Below are 20,240 nucleotides of genomic sequence, written 5' to 3'. Positions count from 1 at the left end.
ACAACCGGTGCACCCGGGGCGAAGGTCATCGTCGCGGAATGCGCATTGTCAGAACTTGAAGCTGATCCCGGTCATCCGCTCCGATTCCTCCCACAGCCTGCGCTGCAGCTCGGGATCGCGCGAGATCTTGCTCGACGGGCACGCCTCGACCGGTCCCTGTGACTGCATCAGCCGGTTGGGGCCCCAGTACACGGTGGGATCGGCGTCGGGCTCGGTGGCCGCGAACAGGGTGGAGTGGGCGGCCTTGTGCGGGGCGTGGCCGATGAGCTTGATGAACGGCTTGCTGATTTTGTCGAGGGGTGTCTCGGTGCGGGCGAACAGGTCTGTCGCCGAGACTCCGGGGTGCACGGCGTAGGACTTCTTCGTCGATGCGGCCTCGGTGAGCCTGCGCTGCAGTTCACGGCCGAACATCAGGTTGGCGAGCTTGGCCTGCGCGTAGGCGAGATTGCGCTGGTAGCGGCGGTTCTCGTAGTTGAGATCGTCGATCCACAGCTTCGGAGTCTGCTTGTGGGCGATACTGGCGATCGATACCACCCGGTCGCGAACGCGGTCGAGCAGCAGCGCGGTGAGCGCGAAGTGGCCGAGGTGGTTGACGCCGAACTGGGTTTCGAACCCGTCGGCGGTGCGCGAGAACGGGATGTTCATCAGGCCGGCGTTGTTGATCAGCACATCGAATTCGCCCTGCTGCGAGGCGAATTCGCGCACGGAAGCCAGATCGGCGAGGTCGAGCGCGGCTACCCGGACATCGCCGGGGATGGCGTCGGCGATCGGCTGGGCCTTGCTCGCGTTGCGGCAGGCCATGATTACCGTGGCGCCTTTGCTCGCGAGCACTTTGGTGGTCTCGGCGCCGAGGCCACCGTTGGCCCCGGTGATCACGAACGTGCGCCCGGACTGGTCCGCGATGTCAGTTGGTTTCCATGCCATGCTCCTATCTTACTCTTGAGTAAGATAGGAGGAAAGATCAGCCCGGCGATCCCGTCAGCGTACGGGTGCGGGCGGGTTCACGCAGTTCGGTCAGGGCTTTCGCTTCGATCTGGCGGGGCGAATCTTTGCGAATGACACGCATAAAATTAGAGCAATACTAAAAATATGACAACACTAATTTTATGCTGAGTTCAGATAAGCTGGGGGCATGACGACGCGCCAGGGGCTTCGAGCCAGGAAGAAGCAGCAGACCAGGGAGCAGATCTCGGACCGGGCGACCGAGCTGTTCCTGGCTCGCGGATTCGACCAGGTGACCATCGCCGACGTGGCCGCGGCCGCCGACGTCGCGAAGATGACGGTCACCAACTACTTCCCCCGCAAGGAAGACCTCGTCCTGGACATCGGGGAGACCCACGTCGATCAACTCGCCGCGATCGTGCGCGAACGCGCGCCCGGCCGATCGGCGTCGGCCGCGCTGCGCCACGCCTGCCTGACCGCGATAGCGGCGCAAGACCAGCTCATCGGCTTCAGCGGCAAGGCATTCGCCAGGATGATCGCCGACAGTCCGGCGCTGCTGGCGCGCGGGCGCGAGCTCCACGATGCCCGCCAGTCGGCACTGGCCGACGCCCTCGCCGCCGAGACCGGCGCCACGCCCGAGGACATCACCCCGCGTATCGCGGCGGCCCAGATCGCCGGCGTGTGGCGGGTGCTGTGCGACGAGATCACGCGCCGCACGCTCGGCGGCGAATCCAACACCGCAATCGCCGCCGCGCTGACCCGCGATGCGGTGATCGCGTTCGACGCACTCGAGTCCGCCCTGGGAACCTACGCCGTGCGCTGAGATTGCTGCCGTGTCACTGAGGGTGGGCCCCGGGCCGGAAAGCCCATACTGGGGCAATGCCGGATGGTGTTGCGGTGGACGAGCCCGCGGAGCCGATGAGCAAGGCGAAGATCAATATCGTCTTCGCGACGGTCGTGCTCGGCATGCTCATGGCCGCACTCGACCAAACCATCGTGTCGGCGGCGCTGCCCTCGATCGTCGCCGACCTCGGCAGCGCCGGTCACATGGCCTGGGTGGTGACGTCGTATCTGCTCGCCGAGGCCGTGGCGACCGTGCTCGCGGGCAAACTCGGCGACCTGTTCGGCCGCAAACTGCTGTTCCAGATCAGCGGCATCATCTTCATCGCGGGTTCGGCGCTGGCCGGTGTCGCGGGCGGTATGGGCGTGCTGATCGTGGCGCGCGGCATCCAGGGCGTCGGCGCGGGCGGACTGATGGTCACCTCGATGGCCCTGATCGCCGACACCATTCCGCTGCGTGAACGCGGCAAGTACCAGGGCGCGCTCGGCGCGGTGTTCGGCGTGACCACCGTGGTCGGGCCCACCCTCGGCGGGCTGTTCACCGACCACGCGAGCTGGCGCTGGTGCTTCTACGTGAATGTGCCGATCGCGATCATCATGGTGGTGATGGCGGCGCGTACGCTGCCGCACCTGCGCGCGGTCACCCGGCCGGTGATCGACTACCTCGGCATCGGCCTGATCGCGCTCGGTGTCTCGTCGCTGATCCTCGGGCTCGAGTTCGGCGGTGGCGAGTATCCGTGGCTCTCCTGGCAGATCATCGGATTGTTCGCGCTCGCCGCCGTGCTGATCACCGGGTTCGTGCTGGTGGAGAACCGGGCGAAGGAGCCGATGCTGCCGATGCGGTTGTTCCGCAGCCGCGTGTTCACTGTGTCATCGGTGCTCAGTTTCATCGTCGGTTTCGCGATGCTGGGCTCGATGACCTACCTGCCCGCCTATCTGCAATATGTCGACGGCGCGACGGCGACGATCTCCGGTGTTCGCACCCTGCCGCTGGTGGTCGGGCTGTTCGTCACGTCGGTCTTCTCCGGGCAGGTCGTGGGAAAGACGGGGCAGTACCGGTACTTCCCGGTCGTCGGCATGGCGGTGATGGCGGTGGGCCTGGCCCTGATGTCGACGATGGGGCGCGGTACCAGCGTGTGGCTGGAATCGCTGTACATGCTGATTCTGGGTGCTGGGCTCGGTCTGTCGATGCAGGTGCTCACCATCGTCGTGCAGAACACCGTGCCCTATGCCGATCTGGGCACCGCCACCTCGGGCGTCACCTTCTTCCGCACCCTGGGCAGCGCGTTCGGCACCGCGGTCTTCGGCACGCTGTACAACAGCAAGATCGAGTCCGCGCTGGCGCAGGCATTGCGGCAGGCCCCGGGGATCTCACCGGAGGTGGCGGCGAATCCGAAACTGTTGCGCGAGTTACCGCTCGCGCAATCGGAGCCGATCATCGACGCGTACGCGAGTTCGATCGACTACGTGTTCCGCTGGGTCGTTCCGGTGGCGCTGGTCGGCTTCGTCGTCGCCTGGTTCCTGCCGCAGGTGCGCTTGCGCGACAGTTCTCGCCACGGTGCGGGCGATGTCGGGGAGGGCTTTTCGGTACCCGATTCGCACGACCGGGTGGTGCAGCTCGAGCGCTCGGTCGCCACGACGGTGCGCAAGGCCAGGGCGCAGAAGCCGCTGATTCCCGAGCTCATCGCGGCCTCGGGCAGCACGTTGAATCCGGACTCGGCGTGGGCGCTGGGGCAGGTGTACCTGTACGCCAAGGAGCAGGTGCCCGCCACCGTGTACGCCATCGCCTACCGGCATCGGCTGCCGGTGGAGGTGTTGTCGCCGGTGTTCCGCCAGGCCGTGGAGGCGGGTCTGTTGCACGACGACGGGGGCACCCTGTCGCTGACCGGCGACGGCGACGCCGAGGTCGACAAGCTGCGAGTGGGCTGGCGGCGGTGGCTCGGGGCTCGCCTCGACGACTGGAACTCCGAGGATCCGGTCGATCGCGCGCTGCTCGACGAGGCGCTGTCGAAGATCGCGGCCAAGCTTCTCGATCAGGGCGCTGACAGCGGCGAGGTCTCGAGAGTCTGAACGCGGTCGACGCCGGCGACCGAGCCTTGCCGCCGAATACTCGTAGACGTATATTCGTAGACGAGTAAGGAGGACGGTCATGGCTACCAAGCGCAAAGTGAACAATCTGCTGGCGCTCGCCGTGCTCTCGGTGATCGTGCAGCGTCCGATGCACCGCTACGAGATCGCCGCCACCCTGCGCGCGCACGGCAAAGACCGCGATATGGACATCAAGTGGGGCTCGCTCTACACCGTCGTGCAGAACATGGCGAAGGCCGGATTCCTCGAGGTCGTCGGCAGCGAACGTGAGGGCGCGCGCCCCGAGCGGGTGATCTACCGGATCACCGACGCCGGGCGCGCCGAGATGGCCGACTGGACCCGCGAACTGCTCGCCGCGCCCGAGCCCGAACACCACCGCTTCACCGCGGGCCTGTCGATTCTGGCAGTGTTGCCGCCGGACGAGGTGATCGTCCTGCTCGGTACCCGTATCGCGGCGCTGGAACGCACCATCGAGACCACCAGGGCCGAACTCGGCGCGCTGACGCTGCCCCGGCTGTTCCTCGTCGAATCGGAATTCGGCCTGGCGATGCTGGAAGCCGAGGCCAATTGGGCGCGGGCCCTGCGCGACGAACTGGCCGAGGGCACCTTCGAGGGCCTCGAACTCTGGCGGCAGTGGCATGTCGATGGCATGCCCACCGAACAGATCCCCGAACTCGGCGAGAGGGGGACCGACTAGCTCCCGCCCCGAGACCCCGGACCCGGTGAAGTGCGGCAACACCTCACCGAGCCCGAGAAACCGTCCCGAAACCAGGCGTGCCCGGCCCGAGGCTGGCAACCACAGGATAGCTGGGTGACGCCGACATCAGATCTGGAGATCACCCATGTCCACCACCCGTTCCGCATTGATCATCGGCGGCGGCATCGCCGGACCCGTCGCCGCCACCGCCCTGCACAAGGCAGGCATCCACGCCCACGTGTACGAGGCCTATTCCGGTCCGTCCGAGGGCATCGGCTCCGGGCTCGCGCTGGCGCCCAACGGTGTCGCGGCACTCGACCTCATCGGCGCGGGCGACGCCGTGCGCGAGATCGCGCTGCCGGTCGCGCAGATGCGACTGCGCGTGGGCGGTCGCGAACACGTCATGCCGGTGCTGGCCGATCAGCCTCCGCTGATGGCCGTCGACCGTGGCGAATTGCACCGCGCCCTGCACGATCACGCGGTCGCCGCCGGCGTCGCGTTCAGCTACGGCAAACGGCTGTCCCACGTCGACGAACACCCCGATGGTGTCACCGCGCACTTCACCGACGGATCCACCGCCACCGCCGATGTCCTCGTCGGCGCGGACGGAATCCGTTCGACCGTGCGAGGTCTGATCGATCCGGCCGCGCCGGGTCCCGACTACACCGGAATGCTCGGATTCGGCGCGATGGTGGAATGCGACCTGGACCTGCCCGACGACACCATGGTGTTCGCCTTCGGGACCAACGCCTACTACCTGTATTGGAAGCTGGCCGACGGTCGCGCGGTGTGGGGCGCGAATCTGCCGAGTAAGCAGTATCTTTCGCTCACCGAGGCGCGAGCCCTGCCGGCGGAGCACTGGCTGCGCGTCCTGCGCGAGACCTATGCACCCGACTCGCCGGGCGGCGAATTCGCCCGGCGCACCACGGCGGAGAATCTCGAGATCGCCGGCGCGCTGCACATCATGCCGCCGGTGCCGCACTGGTATCGCGATCGGATCGTCCTGGTGGGTGATTCGGTGCACGCACCGTCGAACAGCTCCGGACAGGGCGCCTCGCTCGCGATCGAGAGCGCCGTGCAGCTCGCTCGCTGTCTGCGCGATATCCCCGCGCCCACCGAGGCTTTCGCGAAGTATGAGCAGCTGCGCCGGAATCGGGTGGAGGGCATCGCGGCCCGCGCGGCGAAGATCAACCACAGCAAGACCCCGGGACCGTTCGCCCGCAGGGTGATGAACGCGGTGATGCCGCTCATGGTCAAGACCGTGATGAACCCGGAGAAGACCATGGGCGCCGAACGGCGCTACCGCATCGATTGGGACGCGCCGGTGCGGGCGGAATCCGTCACTGCCGCACCGTGATCCGGGCGGCCCTCGATCGTCGCTGATCGAGGGCCGTCACGGTGTCGATCGGTGACGTGCCGCGCGCAGCCGCAGGATGCGCGCGGTGTCCGCGTCGGCGGGCAGAAACGCTTCCAGGTGGAGTTCGGCGATGGTGACGTCGGTGGCGGTCGCGAAGGAGGTGAGAGTGGTGATCAAGCGGAGGTCACCGTCGGGGGTGCGCAGGTGCAGCGGGACGGCGAAGCCGACGTGGTCGGGCCCGGGGCAGGGTGGGGGCAGGTAGCTCGACAGCTCGGCGATGAGCTCGTCGAGGGCGGGATCGGGGGTGTGCGCGGCGCGGCCACGCAGCGAATCCATGATGTGCCTGCCCCATTCGGGGAGGTTGCGCACCCGGGGGGCGACACCGTCGGGGTGCAGGGCCAGTCGAAGGACATTGATCGGCGCGCGCAGCAGGTCCGGGTCCACGCCCTCGGTGAACAGGTCGAACGCGGCGTTGGCGGTGACGAGTTCGCCGCGCGGCCGGGCCACCAGCGCCGGGTAGGGCAGGTGCCCGTCGAGGACCGCGCTGATCGCCTCGCGTACGGGCGCCAATTCCGGTGCGGCCAGATCGCTTTCGGGGAAGACCGGCGCGAAGCCCGCGGCCAGCAGCAAGGTGTTGCGGTCGCGCAGGGACAGCTCGAGCGATTCGGCCAGCCGCACCACCATCGTGCGACCGGGCTGCGACCTGCCCTGCTCGAGAAAACTCAGGTATCGCTGGCTGGTCTCGGCACGGATCGCCAGGTCGAGTTGGCTGACTCGGCGCAACGTCCGCCAGTGACGCAGTTGCGGGCCGAACCCCGTCGTCGGCAGCGCGGTTGTCATGACAGGACTGAACAGCGTCGACCACCGCCGTCATTCCCGCCGACAAGGTGGCTCCCATTCCCTGGAGGGAATCGCACGGTCGCACCGTCACCGACAGAGTTGTTCCCATGTCCGACAACGAACTCCATTCCGATCACGCCTACGCCTATCACCTCGACGGTGGTCTCACCCGGTCCGCGCAGCAACGGCCGGAACCGGGTCCGCATCAGGTCCTTATCCGGGTCCGCGCGGCTTCAGTGAACCGCCGAGACCTGATGCTGATGGACGGCACCTACCCGCTACCCGCCACCGCGGGCGTCATCCCGCTCTCCGACGGCGTAGGTGAGGTGATCGCGCTCGGCCCCGGAGTGACCCGCGCGGGAATCGGCGACCGGATCACCGCGAGCTACTTCGTCCGCTGGGTCGACGGTCCGCAAACCCTCGCCACGGCCGCCGAGCAATACGGCGCGAACTACGACGGATTTCTCGCTACCTACGCGCTGATCGAAGAGGACTCGATCGTGCACGTGCCGGCGCACCTCACCGACACGGAGGCGGCGACCCTGAGTTGCGCGGGCATGGTCGCCTGGTCGGCGCTCACCACACCCGCTCCGCCCGCGTCCGGCGCGCGCGTGGTCACCGTCGGCAGCGGCGCGGTGGCGCTGTACGCGATCCAGTTCGCGAAAATCCTCGGCGCCGAGGTCATCTCGATCACCTCCAGCCAGGCGAAGGCGCAACGGTTGCGGGCGCTGGGCGCCGACACGGTGATCGATCGCACCGTCACCGGGAACTGGGGTGACGCGGTGATGGACCTGACCGGGACCGGTGCCGAGCATGTCATCGACACGGTCGGGCTGCCCACGCTCGAACAATCGGTGCGAGCGGGCGCCTACAACTCGACGGTGACGATGGTCGGCGCGATGGCGCCCGCACCGGGAACCAGCCTGCCGGACAACCCCTTCGGCTCGTCCTACCTGTCGATCCGGCGCATCGCGGTCGGCAGCCGCGCCGGTTTCGAGGCGATGAACCGGGTGATCGCCGAGCATCGCCTGCGCCCGGTGATCGATCGCGAATTCGATGCCGACAAGGCCGCCGACGCCTACGACTACCTGCGTTCGGGCGCGTCGTTCGGCAAGGTCGTGATCGCGGTGGGCTGAGGGCACAGCACGCGGGTGAAGGCGGTGACGCACAGGACCAGCCACAGCAGCCCGATGATCCAGCCCGCGAGCACATCGGTGGTCCAGTGGACACCCAGATAGATCCGCGACAATCCGACGGCGATCGGAAAGGCGACCGCGAACACGGTGGCGCACACCCGGGCCCAGTGCCTACGCAGACGGGGGATCACCACGATCGCCACGATGCCGACGACCACCGTGGAACCGAGCGTATGTCCCGAGGGATACGACAGGCTCGGTTCGAAGACCAGCCGGGACGCCTCGGGCGGTCGCTGCCGCCCGACGAGGCGTTTGATCACCCACACCAGCACACCCGCCCCCAGCGAGGTGCCCGCGACCAGGGCGGCCACCGGCGGATTGCGCCGCAGCAGGAACCCGGTGATGGTGAGCACCGCCAGAATCGTCATCGACAGGGTGCTGCCGAGGTCGGTGATCACCGTGGCGATATCGGTGAGCGTTTCGCCGCGGTGCGCGATCATCCAGTCGAGCACCGCGGTGTCCATCGCGCTGACGCCGCTGGTGACCTCCCAGGTGAGGGCGGTGATCAGCACCGCCGCGCTCGCGATCATGGTCACCACGATCGGCGTGCGACGACAGAACGAGGACCAGGCGACCTCGGTGGGCGGTGGTTGTCGAGAGGCAGGCGGCATAGCTACCAGATTGCCAGCTCGCGCCTCACGCTTCGAAGACCACGGTATTTCCCGCGACGTCGCGGGTGCCCGCGTCCTTCTTGATCGCCTTGACCAGGTCGGCGACACAGTCCCAGGTGCGCGGCGGATCGCAGGCGATATTGCCGATCGTGTACCAGGTATCGGTGCCGCGATAGCGGACGAGGCCCTTGCCCGCGTCGTCGAGCATGACATCGAGCTCGCCGGACACCGTCCCTTCCTCTTCGGTCATGACGGCGCTCTCGGCGGTGATCTCGATGGGGTCGCTTATTTGAACTCTCCTCGGCGTAGGCAGTCGTCGACTGCGGTGCGCAACGCGGTGTGCTCTGCGGTATCAACGGTCAACGCGTATTTTACCTTCACCTTGACGTAGTGCTCGACATAGGCACACCGGAACTCGCCGGGCGGCAGGTAGTTCGCGGGGTCCTGATCACCCTTGGAACGGTTGGCCGAGGGGTCGGCGGCGACCAGGTTCATCGAGTCGTTGGCGATGCGGCGGCGGGTGTCCTTGTCTCGGTCGGCGGCGCCCGATCGCCACGCTTCGGCAAGGGGCACAATGTGTTCGGCGTCGACCTTGGCCGGATCGGTGATGAATTTGTAGGGCCCGAGTTTGCCGGTCGCCTTGTCGATGAAGCCGTAGTGGTCCTGCCAGCCACCACCGGCCGCCACCTTCAGATCACAGGTCTTGGCGTCGAGGGTGACCTTGCCGTTGGCGTCACGCAGCATCATCACCTCGCGGCTGGTGCATTTCGAGTACTTGGCCAGGTCGCCGGTGAAGCCGTGCTCGGGCTTGTTGGTGTCCCAGTGCGGGAACTCCTCGCGCGTGTAGCCCGTCATCGGGCCCTCCTGCGCGACAACGAGGGTGGCGATCAAATCGCTCACCTCCTTGCCCGACGCCGTCGCCGCGCCCGCGGCACCGGGACCCGGATTCACCTTGTCCAGCACCGGATTCGAGCAGGCGGTCACCACGGCCAGGCCTAGTGCCGCGGCGAAGGAGAGCACGGCTCGTCCCGTGGTAGTGCCGCTGATCGAAGACCACTTCATGCCCGTACCGCCCAGACGCATCGTCGAAAAATGAACCGGCACAACCTAACGGCCGCACCGGGTGTCGTCAGTGATTGTCCGCTATGAGGTCGCGCACAGCACAGCGTGATCTGATCGCGGATCGATAGCGTTCATCTATCGGCGGAGGTGACCCTCGCCGTCGACAGGCAAACCCTAGGTGATGGATATCACAATGAATCAGTCGGGCAGGGATCCCGATTCGGGCGGAATGCCGGTGTCCAGGAAGCGGATCAGGCGTGCGATGCGGGCGGCGTGATCGACACAGCGCTGGAATTGACTGCCCAGCAACGCCATATCGATCGCGGCCTCGGTGCTCACGTCGGCCTCGGTGAGCGCGGTGCGCAACTGCTTGCACAGCGTCTCCATCGCCTCGATGTCGGTGCCGTCCTCGGCGGTGAATCGACCGTTTGCCACCGACGCGCTCACCCGTGCCACGCACCGGGTCGCGAGCGTGCCCATCGACACGAGTTCGGCGATCACCGGTTCTGGCGCGACCGCGGCCGGATGGGCCCGATAGACGTACTGGCCAGCGGTTTCGGTACGCCGACCGATCCGTGACAGCTCGCCGGCGACCTGAATCGCGGTCACCACATGCCGTAGATCGCGGGCCACCGGGGCCTGTAGCGCGAGTAGCGCCATGGTGCGCGATTCGCACGCGGCGAACATCTGCTGTAGCTGCTCGTCGAGCGCGAACACCTCGTAGGTGGCGGCGAGGTCGGCGCCGGCCAGCGCCTGGGTAACCCGCTCGGTCGCGTCACCTGCGACGCGCGACATCAGGGTGAGCTCGTTGGCCAAAGCGACGAGCTCGAGGGTGAACTGGGTCCGCACCCGCTGAATTGTTCCCCATCGAGGGGGTGTGAGTGAATCCCTCGTCGAGATCCCGCGACGACGGATCCGGGTGTGCCTGTTCCCAGCTGGAAGGATGGGAGCCATGATTGCCGCGTTGACGACCAAATGGACCATGTACGTGCCCATCCTCGCCGCGCTCGTGCTCGTGCTCAGCTGGGGTCGTTCGGTACCGGGATTGATCGTCGCGTTGGTGAGTGTGGCGCTGGTCGGCGCGGTGCTGGCGGCGGTCTATCACGCCGAGGTGGTGGCCCATCGGGTCGGCGAACCGTACGGCTCGCTGGTCCTCGCGGTGGCGGTGACCGTGATCGAGGTGGCGCTGATCGTCACGATGATGATCTCCGGCGGCGACAAGGCGGCCTCGCTCGCTCGCGACACCGTGTTCGCCGCGGTGATGATCACCTGCAACGGCATCTTCGGTTTGGTGCTGCTGATCGGCGCGCTGCGCAGGCGGGTGGCGGTGTTCAACGCGGAAGGGACCGGCGCGGCGCTGGCTACCGTCGCGACCCTGGCCACGCTGAGTCTGGTGCTACCCACCTTCACCACCAGTGCGCCGGGCCCGGAGTTCTCGTCGGCGCAGCTCGCCTTCGCCGCGGTCGCCTCGCTGGCGCTGTACGGGCTGTTCGTGATGGTGCAGACGGTGCGCCACCGTGACGACTTCCTCCCGGTGGAGGACGGTGGCGCGGTCGACGAGAGCGACACCCATGGTCACGTGCCGTCCACCAGGATCGCGCTGATCAGCCTGGGGATGCTGGTGCTCGCCCTGGTGTGCGTGGTCGGCCTGGCCAAGGTGGTCTCGCCCGCGCTCGAATCGGCGGTGGCCTCGGCCGGCTTGCCGCAGTCGGCGGTGGGTGTGGTGATCGCGATGCTGGTGCTGTTGCCCGAGACGATCGCGGCGGTGAACTCCGCGCGCCGCAATCAGGTGCAGATCGGTCTGAACCTCGCGCTCGGCTCGGCGATGGCCAGCATCGGCCTGACCATTCCGGTGATCGCGATCGCGACCATCTGGTTGAGCGGACCGCTGGTGCTGGGTCTGGGCGCCACCCAGATGGTGCTGCTCGCGCTGACCGTGGTGGTGAGCACGCTCACCGTCGTCCCCGGCCGCGCGACCCTGCTCCACGGTGGCGTTCACCTGGCGTTGTTCGCCGCGTTCGTGTTCCTGGCCGCCAGTCCGTAGCTGGAGTGTTGCGGATCACATGGCAAGTGGATCTGTCATGGAATCCGCGAAAAAGCGACCAGGGTCACCCATGGGTAATTTTGTTGTGACGCAGAGTACCGGTTAACTTGCTGGGGTTGGCACCGACGCCGAAGCCAGAGAGTGCGGTATGAAAATCACCAAGCCCCGTGCTTCACGAGCGGCCCGGAGGCATTTCTGATGCCCACCGATCTGCGCTCCGCGAAGCCGGATTCCGCTACCCGGATCGTCCGCGAGAACTTCACCGACACCGTCGTGTCGTCGCTGCGGACCTTCGGGCGAGCGGTGGATCTCGCACAGCAATCGGTCGGCGGCTCGTTCTCCGACATCGCCCGCAGGCAGTTCCAGTGGCGGGAAACCCTCGTGCAGGCCTGGCGCCTGATCACGGTCACCGCCATTCCGGCGATCCTGATGGCGATCCCGTTCGGCGTGATCGTCTCGGTGCAGGTCGGCAACCTGATCCACAGCCTGGGCGCCGACTCCATGCTCGGCGCGACCGGCGGCCTCGGCGTGATCAAACAGGGCGCGCCCATCGCCACCGGCTTCCTGCTCGGTGGCGCCGGCGCGGCGGCGATCGCGGCCGACCTCGGCGCGCGCACCATCCGCGAGGAGATCGACGCGCTCAACACCATGGGCATCAACCCGGTGCACCGGCTCGTCATCCCGCGCCTGGCCGCCATGCTGCTCGTGGCACCGATGCTCAATGTGCTGATCATCTTCGTCGGCGTACTGGCCGGATACGCGGTCGCCGTCGGCGGGCAGGGCGTCACGCCGGGTAGCTACTGGTCGACCTTCGGTTCGTTCGCGACCGCCGGTGACGTGTGGGTCTCGCTGCTCAAGGCACTGATCTTCGGGTTCCTGGTCGTGATCATCTCCTGCCAGCGCGGCCTGGAGGCCAAGGGCGGCCCGCGCGGGGTGGCCGACGCGGTGAACGCGGCGGTGGTGCTCTCGGTGGTCTCGATCGCGATCGTGAACCTGCTGGCCAGCCAGATCAGCGCCATGTTCCTGCCGACGAAGTTGGCGTGATGGCTGCCTCGTCGTATATCCCCACGTCGCTGCATTGGCTGCGCAAGCCCGCTCGCCTCGGCAAACGGATCGTCACCGCCGGGGAATCGCTCGGCTTCGTCGCGGTGTTCGTCTGGCAGGTGTTGTCCTCGGTGCCGCTGACATTGCGCCGCTATCGGGACGAGACGCTGCGCGCGGTCACCGATATGACCTGGGGTCGCGGGTCGATCATCGTCGGCGGCGGCACCGTCCCGATGATGATCGTGCTCGGCCTGGTGATGGGCGCCTCGGTGGGCGTCGAGTCGTTCGCCTCCCTCGACATGCTCGGCATGGGCCCGGTCACCGGCGTCATCTCGGCCTACGCGACCACCCGTGAACTGGCGCCGATCGCGGCGGCCATCGGCTTCGCCGCCCAGGCGGGCTGCCGGATCACGGCCGAGATCGGCGCGATGCGCATCTCCGAGGAGATCGACGCGATCGAGGCGCTCGGCCTGCGTTCGGTGCCCTACGTCGTCACCACCAGGGTGATCGCGGGCGCCATCGCCATCGTGCCGACCTTCCTGATCGCGCTGATCCTGGCCTACGGCGCCTGCCGTGGACTGCTCACGATGGTCTACGGGCAATCGGCCGGGGTGTACGACCACTACTTCTTCCAGTTCATCTCCGGCTTCGACATGATCGCCGCGGTGATCAAGGTGGCCGTGTTCGGCACGGTGGTGATCCTGGTGCACGCCTACTTCGGGTTCTTCGCCACCGGCGGCCCCGAGGGGGTCGGCATCGCGTCCGGGCGCGCGGTGCGCGCCAGCTCGGTGGCCATCATCGGCATCGACATGGTGCTCACGATCATGCTCTGGGGCTTCAACTCGGCGATCAGTTTTACGGGGTGAATTAGATGCCTAACTACGGAATGCCCGGCGTCGCGGCCGATCGGCGCACCTCGCGGTTGACCGGCGTGATCATCCTGTCGGTGATCGCGGCGATCGCCCTCGGCTACCTCACCTACACGAATCTGCGGTCCGAAGACGGCCTGCGCATCGCCCTGCGCACCGAACACCTCGGCGACGGCATCAGCGCGGGCAGCCAGGTCCGCGTCGACGGCGTGACGGTGGGCGAGGTCGCCGAGGTCACCCCCGGCGCGCGCGGCACCCAGCAGATCGCGCTGCTGCTCGACACCGAGCGACTGGTCGGCATCGACGACAGCCTCGCGATCGACTACGCCCCGACCAACCTGTTCGGCATCGCCGAGATCGAATTGCGCCGCGGCGCGGGCGGTTCGCCACTGCGTGAGGGCGCGGTGCTCGACCTGACCGGCACGAACAACGACCGGGTCTACGACGCGACGATGAGCGCGATCCTGCGCAGTCTCTCGCAGGTCGGGATGACCGTCACCAGCCCGCAGATGGCGACCGTCATCTCCCAGCTGGCCGCCGACTTCAAGGCCTTCACCCCGCTGGTCCAAGCCCTGATCACGGTCTCGCGGACCATCGCCGACAACCAGGACGTCATGCCCTCGGAACTGGCGGGCAAGCTCGGACCCGCCTTCGACGGCGGCGGCCAGTTCGCGAGCGCGACGATGAAGGTGATCGACCAGCTCAGCGAGATCCGGGTGACCCAGGTCGACAAGCAGCGCTACGACATCGGCGTCGGGGTGATCGGCGGCGCCATCCTGCCCGCGCTCACCACCACCGTGAGCACCGCGGGCGCGCACTTCGCAGAGACCACGGACATGCTCGCGCCGATGCTGCTCGCGCTGGCCCAGATGTCGCCGAACCCGCGCCGGACCGGCGCCGATCTCACCGCCCTGCTGCGGAACCTGCGCGGTGCCATGCCCGATGGTCCGAACGGACCTGTCGTCAATCTGGACGTCGAGCTCAGCGGGGTCCCCGGCATCGCGGTGCCGCTGCTCGGAAAGGCCGGTGCGCGATGAAGATTCGCGGAACCGCACTGCGCCTCGGCGTCTTCAGCTTGGTGATGATCGCCATCCTCGGCATGGTGTTCACGCTGATCAAGCGCCCGGTCGACGGTGACACCTTCGCCCACGACGCCCTGTTCACCGACGCCAACGGCCTCAAGGTCGGCAACGACGTGCGGATGTTCGGCGTGCAGGTGGGCAAGATCGAGAAGATCGGCCTCGAGGGCGACAAGGCCAAGGTCGCGATCACGGTCAAGACCGACACCCCGATCTATGACAACTCCAAGCTGGCCATCCGCTACCAGAACCTCACCGGCCAGCGCTATATCGACCTGCAGCAGGCCCCGAACCCGGGCAGGACCATCGCGGCGGGCGCGCGGATCGGCGCGAACATGACCGTCCCGTCCTTCGACGTGACGAGCCTGTTCAGCGGCCTCAAGCCGGTGCTCGCCACCTTGTCGCCGGAAGCGATCAACCAGTTCACCGCGAGCATGCTCGCCGTGATCGAGGGCGACGGCACCGGTCTCGGGCCCGCGCTCACCGCGATCGACAAGCTCGCGAGCTATGCCGATGACCGTCAGCAGGTGATCAGCACCCTGATCCACAACCTGTCGGAGCTGTCGGAGCGCCACGGCGGCAAGGTCGGGCATCTGGTGCCGCTGCTGGCTCGGCTCACCGACATCTTCGAGGCGATGCAGCGCAATATCGGTGGCGTCGCGCAATTCGCGATGACCGCGCCCTCGGTGCTGGCGCCGGTGGACCGGTTGCTCGCCTCGCTCGGCCTGGTCGAGGGCGGCGGCGCCGATGTCGACGCGATGATCCGCGCGCTGTTCCCGAATCCGCAGGAGGCCGTCGAGGTGTTCGGCAAGCTCCCCGGTCTGCTGGCCACGGTCGACGCCTCGCTCGCGCGCGGTTTCGCCGACTTCACGCCGCACTGCAGCAACGGCGCCGCCGAGGTGCCCGTGCCGCTGCAGGTGCTGATCGCCGGACAGAAGGTCACCGTATGCAACCGCTGAACAAGCTCACCGCGATGTTCGCCGGTGACCGCCCGATCCCCGACGAAGCGGGCAAACGCGCACGGGAACTGCGGATGGGGATCATCGGTCTGAGCCTGGTCGTGCTGTTCATCATCGGCGCGGGCGTGGTCTACGTGGTCCCGCTGGGCAAGCACACCTACACCGCCGAGCTCAGTGAAGCGCAGTCGGTGCGCGAGGGCGACGACGTGCGCCTGGCCGGTATCTCGGTCGGCAGCGTCACCTCACTGGCACTGAAGCCCGACAAGGTGCTCATGCGGTTCACCGTGAAGAACGATGTCTTCGTCGGCGATCAGACATCCCTGGATGTCCGCATGCTCACCGTGGTCGGCGGTCACTATGTGGCGCTCTACCCCGCGGGCTCGAAGCCGCTGGGCGACAAGGCGATTCCCGCTGATCGAATCCGCCTGCCCTACAGTCTGATCGAGACCTTCCAGGACGCCACCGCCCCGCTTGCCGCCGTCGACGGCGACACCGTGCGCGACAACCTGGCCGCCGCGAACTCCGCGATCTCGACCTCGCCGGAGGCGCTGCGCACCACCCTGGACACCGTCGGCAAATACGTCGACATGCTCGACCGGCAGCGCGCTCAGGTGTCGAAGTCGATCGCGGTCGTCGACGAGTACATCACCATGTACGACGGCGCCAAGTCCGATCTGGGCAGGCTGATGGACAACGTCAACCTCCTCGAGGATTTGCTGCTGAGCAAGAAGGCCGAACTGGCCGAAGCGGTTCGGCTGCTCACCTCGGTCGTGAATCGTCTGGCGGTCCTCGCGCCGACCTGGGAATCGACGCTGAAACCACAGGCGCAGGCTTTGGCCGACGCCCTGCCGCGACTGGCGGAACTCGGCGGTCGGCTCGAGCCCGTCCTCGGGACCGTCGGTGCTTTGCAGACGAAGTTGTCGCAGCTGGCCACCCCCGAAGCCGGTGTCGTGGTCGACCAGTCGAGCGCCCGCGTGTGCGTACCGCTGCCCGGGAAGGCGTGCTGATGCTGAAACGACTGCTCGGATCCCAGGCGTTCATGTCGATCGCCGGTGTCGCGGTTCTCGTGGCCCTGGTGACCGGCGGCTACTTCGTCGCCTTCGATCCGCTGAAGAAGACCGAATCCTATTGCGCGCTCATGCCCGACGCGATCGGCCTCTACCCCGGCAACCACGTCACCATGCGCGGCATGGATGTGGGCGAGGTGACCGCGGTGCGCAACGAGGGCGCCAAGGTGCGGGTCGACTTCGAGGTCGACGCCGAATTCGATGTCTACTCCGACGCTTCCGCGACCACGGTCGCGTATTCGGTCGCGGCGGATCGCAATCTGGCAGTGCTCACCAGCGGCAAGGCCGCGCCCCCGCTGGCGGGCGGCTGCATCACCAAAACGCTGACCCCCAAGAGCATCACCGAAACTCTCACCGCGCTGGCGAGCCTGTCCGATCAGCTCTCCGGCGGCGCCGCGGGTGCGCCGAGCGCCCTGGCCGACGGCCTGTCCTCGCTCGACCGCGCGACCGAGGGCACCGGCCCCACGGTCAACGAGCTCATCCACACACTCGGGTCGGCGATGAACAAGCCCGATGCCGACATCGGCCATCTCGCCGGTCTTTTCGACGCGTTCGCCTCGGTCTCGAACCGGGTCGCCGCCAACTGGGGCGACCTGCAGACGATGCTGGTCCGGCTGGCGCCGCTGCTCAACATGGCGTCGGACGACCTGCTCGGCCCGGCCACCTCGCTGTTCGACGGTCTCGGCGAGGTGTTGCCGATGCTCAACGACATCGCCGTCATCCTCGGCGACCCGCTGATCGGCGCGCTCGACGACACGGTCCCGCTGGTGAAGCTGTTGCGCGCCAACATCGGCTCGCTCAGCGAGATCGTGGCGAAGATGCCCGCGCTCGCCTCCGCCTTCCGCAGTGCCACCGATCCCGCGGGCGGCACCGCGATCACCTACGCGCCGCCGAAGGTCGTCTTGCCCGCCGGTGCGGCCGACCAGGTGTGCAACGCGGTGAACGAGCTGATTCCGGGGCAGTGCCCCGACCCGGCGCTCGGACTGGCCGATGTGAATCTCGTGCAGGTTGTGCTGGGAATGGCAGGTGCTCGATGAATGCTCGAAAATTGATGCGACACAGCGCTTCAGCGCTTGTCGTCGCGGCCGGACTCGCCGTCGGCGGCTGCGGGTTCGACCCTGCCGAAGTGCCCGTGCCCGGCTCGACCGTCAGCGGTTCGACCTACCGGGTGCAGATCGAATTCAGTAGTGCGCTGAACCTGCCCGCGAAGTCGAAGGTGATCGCCAACGGCGCCGAGATCGGCATCGTCGACGGTGTGCGGGTAGTTCAGCCCGCCGACGCGCCCGCGGGCCGAGGCGGTTACGTCATCGTCGAGGCCGACATCCTCGACACCGTGCAACTGCCGGCGAAGTCCATCGCCGAACTGCGCCAGGACACCATCCTCGGTGATATCCACCTCTCGCTCACCACACCGAAGGACGGCTTCGGCGACCTGCTGCGCGACGGCGCGACGATCCCGATCGAACGCACGAAACCGCCTGTGCAACTGGAAGACACAATGGCCACCATGGCGCTGTTCGTGCAGGGCGGCGCGATCGGCCAGCTGCAGGAGATGCTCGGCCGGATCAACTCGGTGATGCCATCCGATCCCAGAGAGACCGCGCGTATCTCCGCGGTGATGGGTGCCGACGCGGCGGACCTGGCCGCGCACCTGGACCAGCTAGACCTGCTGGTCGACGGACTGTCCCGCAACGCGGCGATCCTGCACGACGACACCGAAGTCGCCTTGACGAACATCCTCACGCCCGAGGCGGTCGCCTCGCTGACGGGCACCCAGGATTCGATCGCGAAGACCATGAAGATCTTCGACGCGCTCGGTCCGGTCGGTTCCTCGCTCACCTGGCTGGCGCCGATCGCGAGCTCCGGCGACGCCGCAGCGAGCGCGTTCCTGCCGCTGGCCACCGGTGGCTCGGCCGATCTGCGGTCCTCGACCAACATGGCGCTGCTCACCGCCCTGCTGCGCGACAAGATCATCCCCTTCGTCGAGCGCGGGCCGAAGGTGAACGTCACCGGGGTCGAGGTGTCCGAAGAAGACCAACTGGCGCAGATCGTCACCGCGCTGCGGATGATCGGATTGGTGCGATGAAGATCGGTGCACTGGCGTCCCTCGGCGGCATCGCCGCCATCACCGTGCTCGGCGCGACCTATCTGACCTTCGGGGTGGTTCGGGTCGACCCGTTCGCCGACTACACCGCGGCCTCGATCGAGATCGCGAATTCCGGTGGTCTCAGCGTGGGCTCGCCGATCCTGCTGACCGGTATCGAGATCGGCGAGGTGACCGGTGTCGACACCTCGGCGAGCGGCCGCGTGCAGGTCGGGTTCCGGTTCGGCGCCGAGCACAAGGTGCCGATGAGCAGCGTCGTCACCATCGAGCACCTGTCCTCGCTCGGCGAGCCGTACGTGCAGTTCGTGCCGCGCGACGCGAGCGGGCCCTACCTCACCGACGGCCAGCGTCTGTCCGGGGAGAACGTGCGGACTCCGATGTCGATCCCCGAGGTCGCGCGGCTGGTCACCAAGACCGTCGAGCAGCTCGACCCCGTGGTGGTCGGCTCGCTGGTCGACACCCTCGGCACGGCGATGGTCGGCACCGAGAACGTCGTCCCCGAACTGGCGAGGGCGGGCGACCTGCTCGCCGCGGCGCTCATGAGTCGCGTACCGGCGATCGGTGAGTTGCAGAACAACTTCGAGTACGTCTCCGGCGATATCGGTTGGGCCGGGCCCGCCACCTCGGCCGCCGCGCCCGCTTTCATCCGGTTGAGCCAGGTGATCGACCAGTTCGTCGAGTCGGTCGGCCGGGCGACCGAGGGCGATCCGCGGATGTACCTGCGCGAGGACGGCCTGGTGCCACTGCTGCGGCAGCTCACCGCCGCGCTGAACGAGCTCGGCCCCGAGCTCTCGGCCCTGTTGCCCGGACTGCGCCCGCTCACCGAATCGGTGACCGCGACCGCTCCACAGCTCGACTTGAGCGCACTGATCGCGCAGGCCCTGCACAACACCGACGCCGATGCGGTGAAGGTCCGGGTCGCGATCAAGTAAATATCTGGCAACCATCAGATATCGGTATCTGCCCTGGCCAGTGGATGTTTCGCCGAGCCTGGCGATCTGCGAGCAACCTTGCGGTAGCGTGACGGATCGAGGGGAGACCTGGTCCGCGGCGAAGGCGGTGCGATGGCAGAGAGCAGCGAGGGTCCGCGCACACGGGCCGGCAGCAGTACTCGAATGATCGCGATCGCGGCGGTGCTCGCCGCGATACTCGGGCTGGTCACCGGGCTCGGTCTGGTGATGCGCGCCGACCACGGTGGTGCGGACAACCCGTCGGTGAACCCGATGGGAGCCGATGCCGACAACCTCCCGGTCGCCGGGTCCGATCCGGACCAGGGATTCGCGCCACCGTGGCCGGCCAGGCGGGTCGGCGGCAACTGCTCCGCCGGTGGCATCGTCGCGCATTGGCGTGTTCACGACGATGGCGATTGGCAATGCACGGCCACCACCCCCGACGCCCTGCCACCGGCCTCGGCCCCCGCGCCGCCCGCCCCGCCCCCGCC

20 protein-coding genes and 1 pseudogene are annotated in these 20,240 nt (G+C 67.5%); 15 read left to right on the top strand and 6 right to left on the bottom strand.

Going from position 1 to position 20,240, the window contains the following annotated elements; translation table 11 throughout:
* Window positions 1-48: 48 nt before the first annotated feature.
* Window positions 49-924: an oxidoreductase gene (locus tag NA12_RS31440; protein WP_067459947.1), complete on the bottom strand. Its 876-nt coding sequence runs from the start codon at window positions 922-924 to the stop codon at window positions 49-51.
* A gap of 208 nt (window positions 925-1,132) precedes the next feature.
* On the opposite strand from NA12_RS31440, the gene NA12_RS31435 reads away from it, so the two are divergent.
* The 4 genes from NA12_RS31435 (at window position 1,133) to NA12_RS31420 (ending at window position 5,924) form a co-directional block, all read left to right on the top strand.
* Window positions 1,133-1,765, top strand: a complete 633-nt coding sequence (locus NA12_RS31435) for a TetR/AcrR family transcriptional regulator (RefSeq protein ID WP_067459946.1) — start codon at window positions 1,133-1,135, stop codon at window positions 1,763-1,765.
* A 56-nt stretch (window positions 1,766-1,821) separates the two neighbouring features.
* Window positions 1,822-3,852 carry an MDR family MFS transporter gene (locus NA12_RS31430; RefSeq protein ID WP_067459944.1) on the top strand — a complete coding sequence of 677 codons (2,031 nt, stop codon included), beginning with the start codon at window positions 1,822-1,824 and terminating at the stop codon, window positions 3,850-3,852.
* A 79-nt stretch (window positions 3,853-3,931) separates the two neighbouring features.
* Window positions 3,932-4,567 (top strand): PadR family transcriptional regulator, encoded by a 636-nt coding sequence (locus NA12_RS31425; protein ID WP_067459941.1) that lies wholly within the window; start codon window positions 3,932-3,934, stop codon window positions 4,565-4,567.
* Window positions 4,568-4,712: 145 nt separating this feature from the next.
* On the top strand, window positions 4,713-5,924 hold the full coding sequence (locus tag NA12_RS31420) for an FAD-dependent oxidoreductase (RefSeq protein ID WP_067459938.1): 1,212 nt from the start codon (window positions 4,713-4,715) through the stop codon (window positions 5,922-5,924).
* Between the two features lie 36 nt (window positions 5,925-5,960).
* Here NA12_RS31420 and NA12_RS31415 read toward each other — a convergent pair whose 3' ends face one another.
* Complete coding sequence (locus NA12_RS31415; RefSeq protein WP_067459934.1) at window positions 5,961-6,764, bottom strand: helix-turn-helix domain-containing protein; 804 nt, start codon at window positions 6,762-6,764, stop codon at window positions 5,961-5,963.
* A gap of 107 nt (window positions 6,765-6,871) precedes the next feature.
* Between NA12_RS31415 and NA12_RS31410 the strand changes: the two genes are divergently transcribed.
* Entirely contained in the window at window positions 6,872-7,900 is a 1,029-nt protein-coding gene (locus NA12_RS31410; protein ID WP_084473304.1) for a zinc-dependent alcohol dehydrogenase family protein, read from the top strand.
* Here NA12_RS31410 and NA12_RS31405 read toward each other — a convergent pair.
* From NA12_RS31405 to NA12_RS31390, 4 genes are all read right to left on the bottom strand, one after another.
* Window positions 7,849-8,571: a phosphatase PAP2 family protein gene (locus NA12_RS31405; RefSeq protein WP_084473302.1), complete on the bottom strand. Its 723-nt coding sequence runs from the start codon at window positions 8,569-8,571 to the stop codon at window positions 7,849-7,851. The two genes, NA12_RS31410 and NA12_RS31405, sit on opposite strands and share 52 nt — an antisense overlap.
* 25 nt (window positions 8,572-8,596) lie before the next feature.
* On the bottom strand, window positions 8,597-8,821 hold the full coding sequence (locus NA12_RS31400) for a hypothetical protein (RefSeq protein WP_084473300.1): 225 nt from the start codon (window positions 8,819-8,821) through the stop codon (window positions 8,597-8,599).
* Window positions 8,822-8,856: 35 nt separating this feature from the next.
* Window positions 8,857-9,633 carry an HNH endonuclease family protein gene (locus NA12_RS31395; RefSeq protein WP_067459927.1) on the bottom strand — a complete coding sequence of 259 codons (777 nt, stop codon included), beginning with the start codon at window positions 9,631-9,633 and terminating at the stop codon, window positions 8,857-8,859.
* A gap of 198 nt (window positions 9,634-9,831) precedes the next feature.
* Window positions 9,832-10,482 (bottom strand): phosphate signaling complex PhoU family protein, encoded by a 651-nt coding sequence (locus NA12_RS31390; RefSeq protein ID WP_067459922.1) that lies wholly within the window; start codon window positions 10,480-10,482, stop codon window positions 9,832-9,834.
* A 103-nt stretch (window positions 10,483-10,585) separates the two neighbouring features.
* On the opposite strand from NA12_RS31390, the gene NA12_RS31385 reads away from it, so the two are divergent.
* The 10 genes and pseudogenes from NA12_RS31385 to NA12_RS31340 form a co-directional block, all read left to right on the top strand.
* Window positions 10,586-11,677: a calcium:cation antiporter gene (locus NA12_RS31385; protein WP_207905685.1), complete on the top strand. Its 1,092-nt coding sequence runs from the start codon at window positions 10,586-10,588 to the stop codon at window positions 11,675-11,677.
* 198 nt (window positions 11,678-11,875) lie between these two features.
* Window positions 11,876-12,721: an MlaE family ABC transporter permease gene (locus NA12_RS31380; protein ID WP_067459917.1), complete on the top strand. Its 846-nt coding sequence runs from the start codon at window positions 11,876-11,878 to the stop codon at window positions 12,719-12,721.
* On the top strand, window positions 12,721-13,587 hold the full coding sequence (locus NA12_RS31375) for an MlaE family ABC transporter permease (protein ID WP_067459914.1): 867 nt from the start codon (window positions 12,721-12,723) through the stop codon (window positions 13,585-13,587). The genes NA12_RS31380 and NA12_RS31375 overlap by 1 nt, the downstream gene beginning before the upstream one ends.
* 5 nt (window positions 13,588-13,592) lie before the next feature.
* Complete coding sequence (locus NA12_RS31370; RefSeq protein WP_067459911.1) at window positions 13,593-14,627, top strand: MlaD family protein; 1,035 nt, start codon at window positions 13,593-13,595, stop codon at window positions 14,625-14,627.
* Entirely contained in the window at window positions 14,624-15,628 is a 1,005-nt protein-coding gene (locus tag NA12_RS31365; protein WP_067459908.1) for an MlaD family protein, read from the top strand. The genes NA12_RS31370 and NA12_RS31365 overlap by 4 nt, the downstream gene beginning before the upstream one ends.
* Window positions 15,616-16,635 carry an MlaD family protein gene (locus NA12_RS31360; RefSeq protein ID WP_067459904.1) on the top strand — a complete coding sequence of 340 codons (1,020 nt, stop codon included), beginning with the start codon at window positions 15,616-15,618 and terminating at the stop codon, window positions 16,633-16,635. The genes NA12_RS31365 and NA12_RS31360 overlap by 13 nt, the downstream gene beginning before the upstream one ends.
* Window positions 16,635-17,732: an MlaD family protein gene (locus tag NA12_RS31355; RefSeq protein WP_067460002.1), complete on the top strand. Its 1,098-nt coding sequence runs from the start codon at window positions 16,635-16,637 to the stop codon at window positions 17,730-17,732. The genes NA12_RS31360 and NA12_RS31355 overlap by 1 nt, the downstream gene beginning before the upstream one ends.
* Window positions 17,733-17,746: 14 nt before the next feature.
* Entirely contained in the window at window positions 17,747-18,781 is a 1,035-nt protein-coding gene (locus tag NA12_RS31350) for an MlaD family protein (protein ID WP_067459901.1), read from the top strand.
* Complete coding sequence (locus tag NA12_RS31345) at window positions 18,778-19,731, top strand: MlaD family protein (RefSeq protein ID WP_067459898.1); 954 nt, start codon at window positions 18,778-18,780, stop codon at window positions 19,729-19,731. Before NA12_RS31350 ends, NA12_RS31345 begins: the two co-directional genes overlap by 4 nt.
* Before the next feature lie 132 nt (window positions 19,732-19,863).
* Window positions 19,864-20,240 (top strand): annotated as a pseudogene (locus NA12_RS31340) (hypothetical protein); the annotation flags it as partial.

Source organism: Nocardia alba NBRC 108234, assembly GCF_001612665.1.
GTDB lineage: Bacteria > Actinomycetota > Actinomycetes > Mycobacteriales > Mycobacteriaceae > Nocardia > Nocardia alba.
The sequence above is the reverse complement of the archived record's forward strand: the minus strand, read 5'-3'. Positions and strand labels throughout refer to the sequence as shown.

Bases quoted from the DNA above. Each gene is read 5' to 3' on its own strand.
- NA12_RS31440 (WP_067459947.1), bottom strand. From the start codon at position 924: ATGGCATGGAAACCAACTGACATCGCGGACCAGTCCGGGCGCACGTTC.
- NA12_RS31435 (WP_067459946.1), top strand. From the start codon at position 1,133: ATGACGACGCGCCAGGGGCTTCGAGCCAGGAAGAAGCAGCAGACCAGG.
- NA12_RS31430 (WP_067459944.1), top strand. From the start codon at position 1,822: ATGCCGGATGGTGTTGCGGTGGACGAGCCCGCGGAGCCGATGAGCAAG.
- NA12_RS31425 (WP_067459941.1), top strand. From the start codon at position 3,932: ATGGCTACCAAGCGCAAAGTGAACAATCTGCTGGCGCTCGCCGTGCTC.
- NA12_RS31420 (WP_067459938.1), top strand. From the start codon at position 4,713: ATGTCCACCACCCGTTCCGCATTGATCATCGGCGGCGGCATCGCCGGA.
- NA12_RS31415 (WP_067459934.1), bottom strand. From the start codon at position 6,764: ATGACAACCGCGCTGCCGACGACGGGGTTCGGCCCGCAACTGCGTCAC.
- NA12_RS31410 (WP_084473304.1), top strand. From the start codon at position 6,872: ATGTCCGACAACGAACTCCATTCCGATCACGCCTACGCCTATCACCTC.
- NA12_RS31405 (WP_084473302.1), bottom strand. From the start codon at position 8,571: ATGCCGCCTGCCTCTCGACAACCACCGCCCACCGAGGTCGCCTGGTCC.
- NA12_RS31400 (WP_084473300.1), bottom strand. From the start codon at position 8,821: ATGACCGAAGAGGAAGGGACGGTGTCCGGCGAGCTCGATGTCATGCTC.
- NA12_RS31395 (WP_067459927.1), bottom strand. From the start codon at position 9,633: ATGAAGTGGTCTTCGATCAGCGGCACTACCACGGGACGAGCCGTGCTC.
- NA12_RS31385 (WP_207905685.1), top strand. From the start codon at position 10,586: ATGATTGCCGCGTTGACGACCAAATGGACCATGTACGTGCCCATCCTC.
- NA12_RS31380 (WP_067459917.1), top strand. From the start codon at position 11,876: ATGCCCACCGATCTGCGCTCCGCGAAGCCGGATTCCGCTACCCGGATC.
- NA12_RS31375 (WP_067459914.1), top strand. From the start codon at position 12,721: ATGGCTGCCTCGTCGTATATCCCCACGTCGCTGCATTGGCTGCGCAAG.
- NA12_RS31370 (WP_067459911.1), top strand. From the start codon at position 13,593: ATGCCTAACTACGGAATGCCCGGCGTCGCGGCCGATCGGCGCACCTCG.
- NA12_RS31365 (WP_067459908.1), top strand. From the start codon at position 14,624: ATGAAGATTCGCGGAACCGCACTGCGCCTCGGCGTCTTCAGCTTGGTG.
- NA12_RS31360 (WP_067459904.1), top strand. From the start codon at position 15,616: ATGCAACCGCTGAACAAGCTCACCGCGATGTTCGCCGGTGACCGCCCG.
- NA12_RS31355 (WP_067460002.1), top strand. From the start codon at position 16,635: ATGCTGAAACGACTGCTCGGATCCCAGGCGTTCATGTCGATCGCCGGT.
- NA12_RS31350 (WP_067459901.1), top strand. From the start codon at position 17,747: ATGCGACACAGCGCTTCAGCGCTTGTCGTCGCGGCCGGACTCGCCGTC.
- NA12_RS31345 (WP_067459898.1), top strand. From the start codon at position 18,778: ATGAAGATCGGTGCACTGGCGTCCCTCGGCGGCATCGCCGCCATCACC.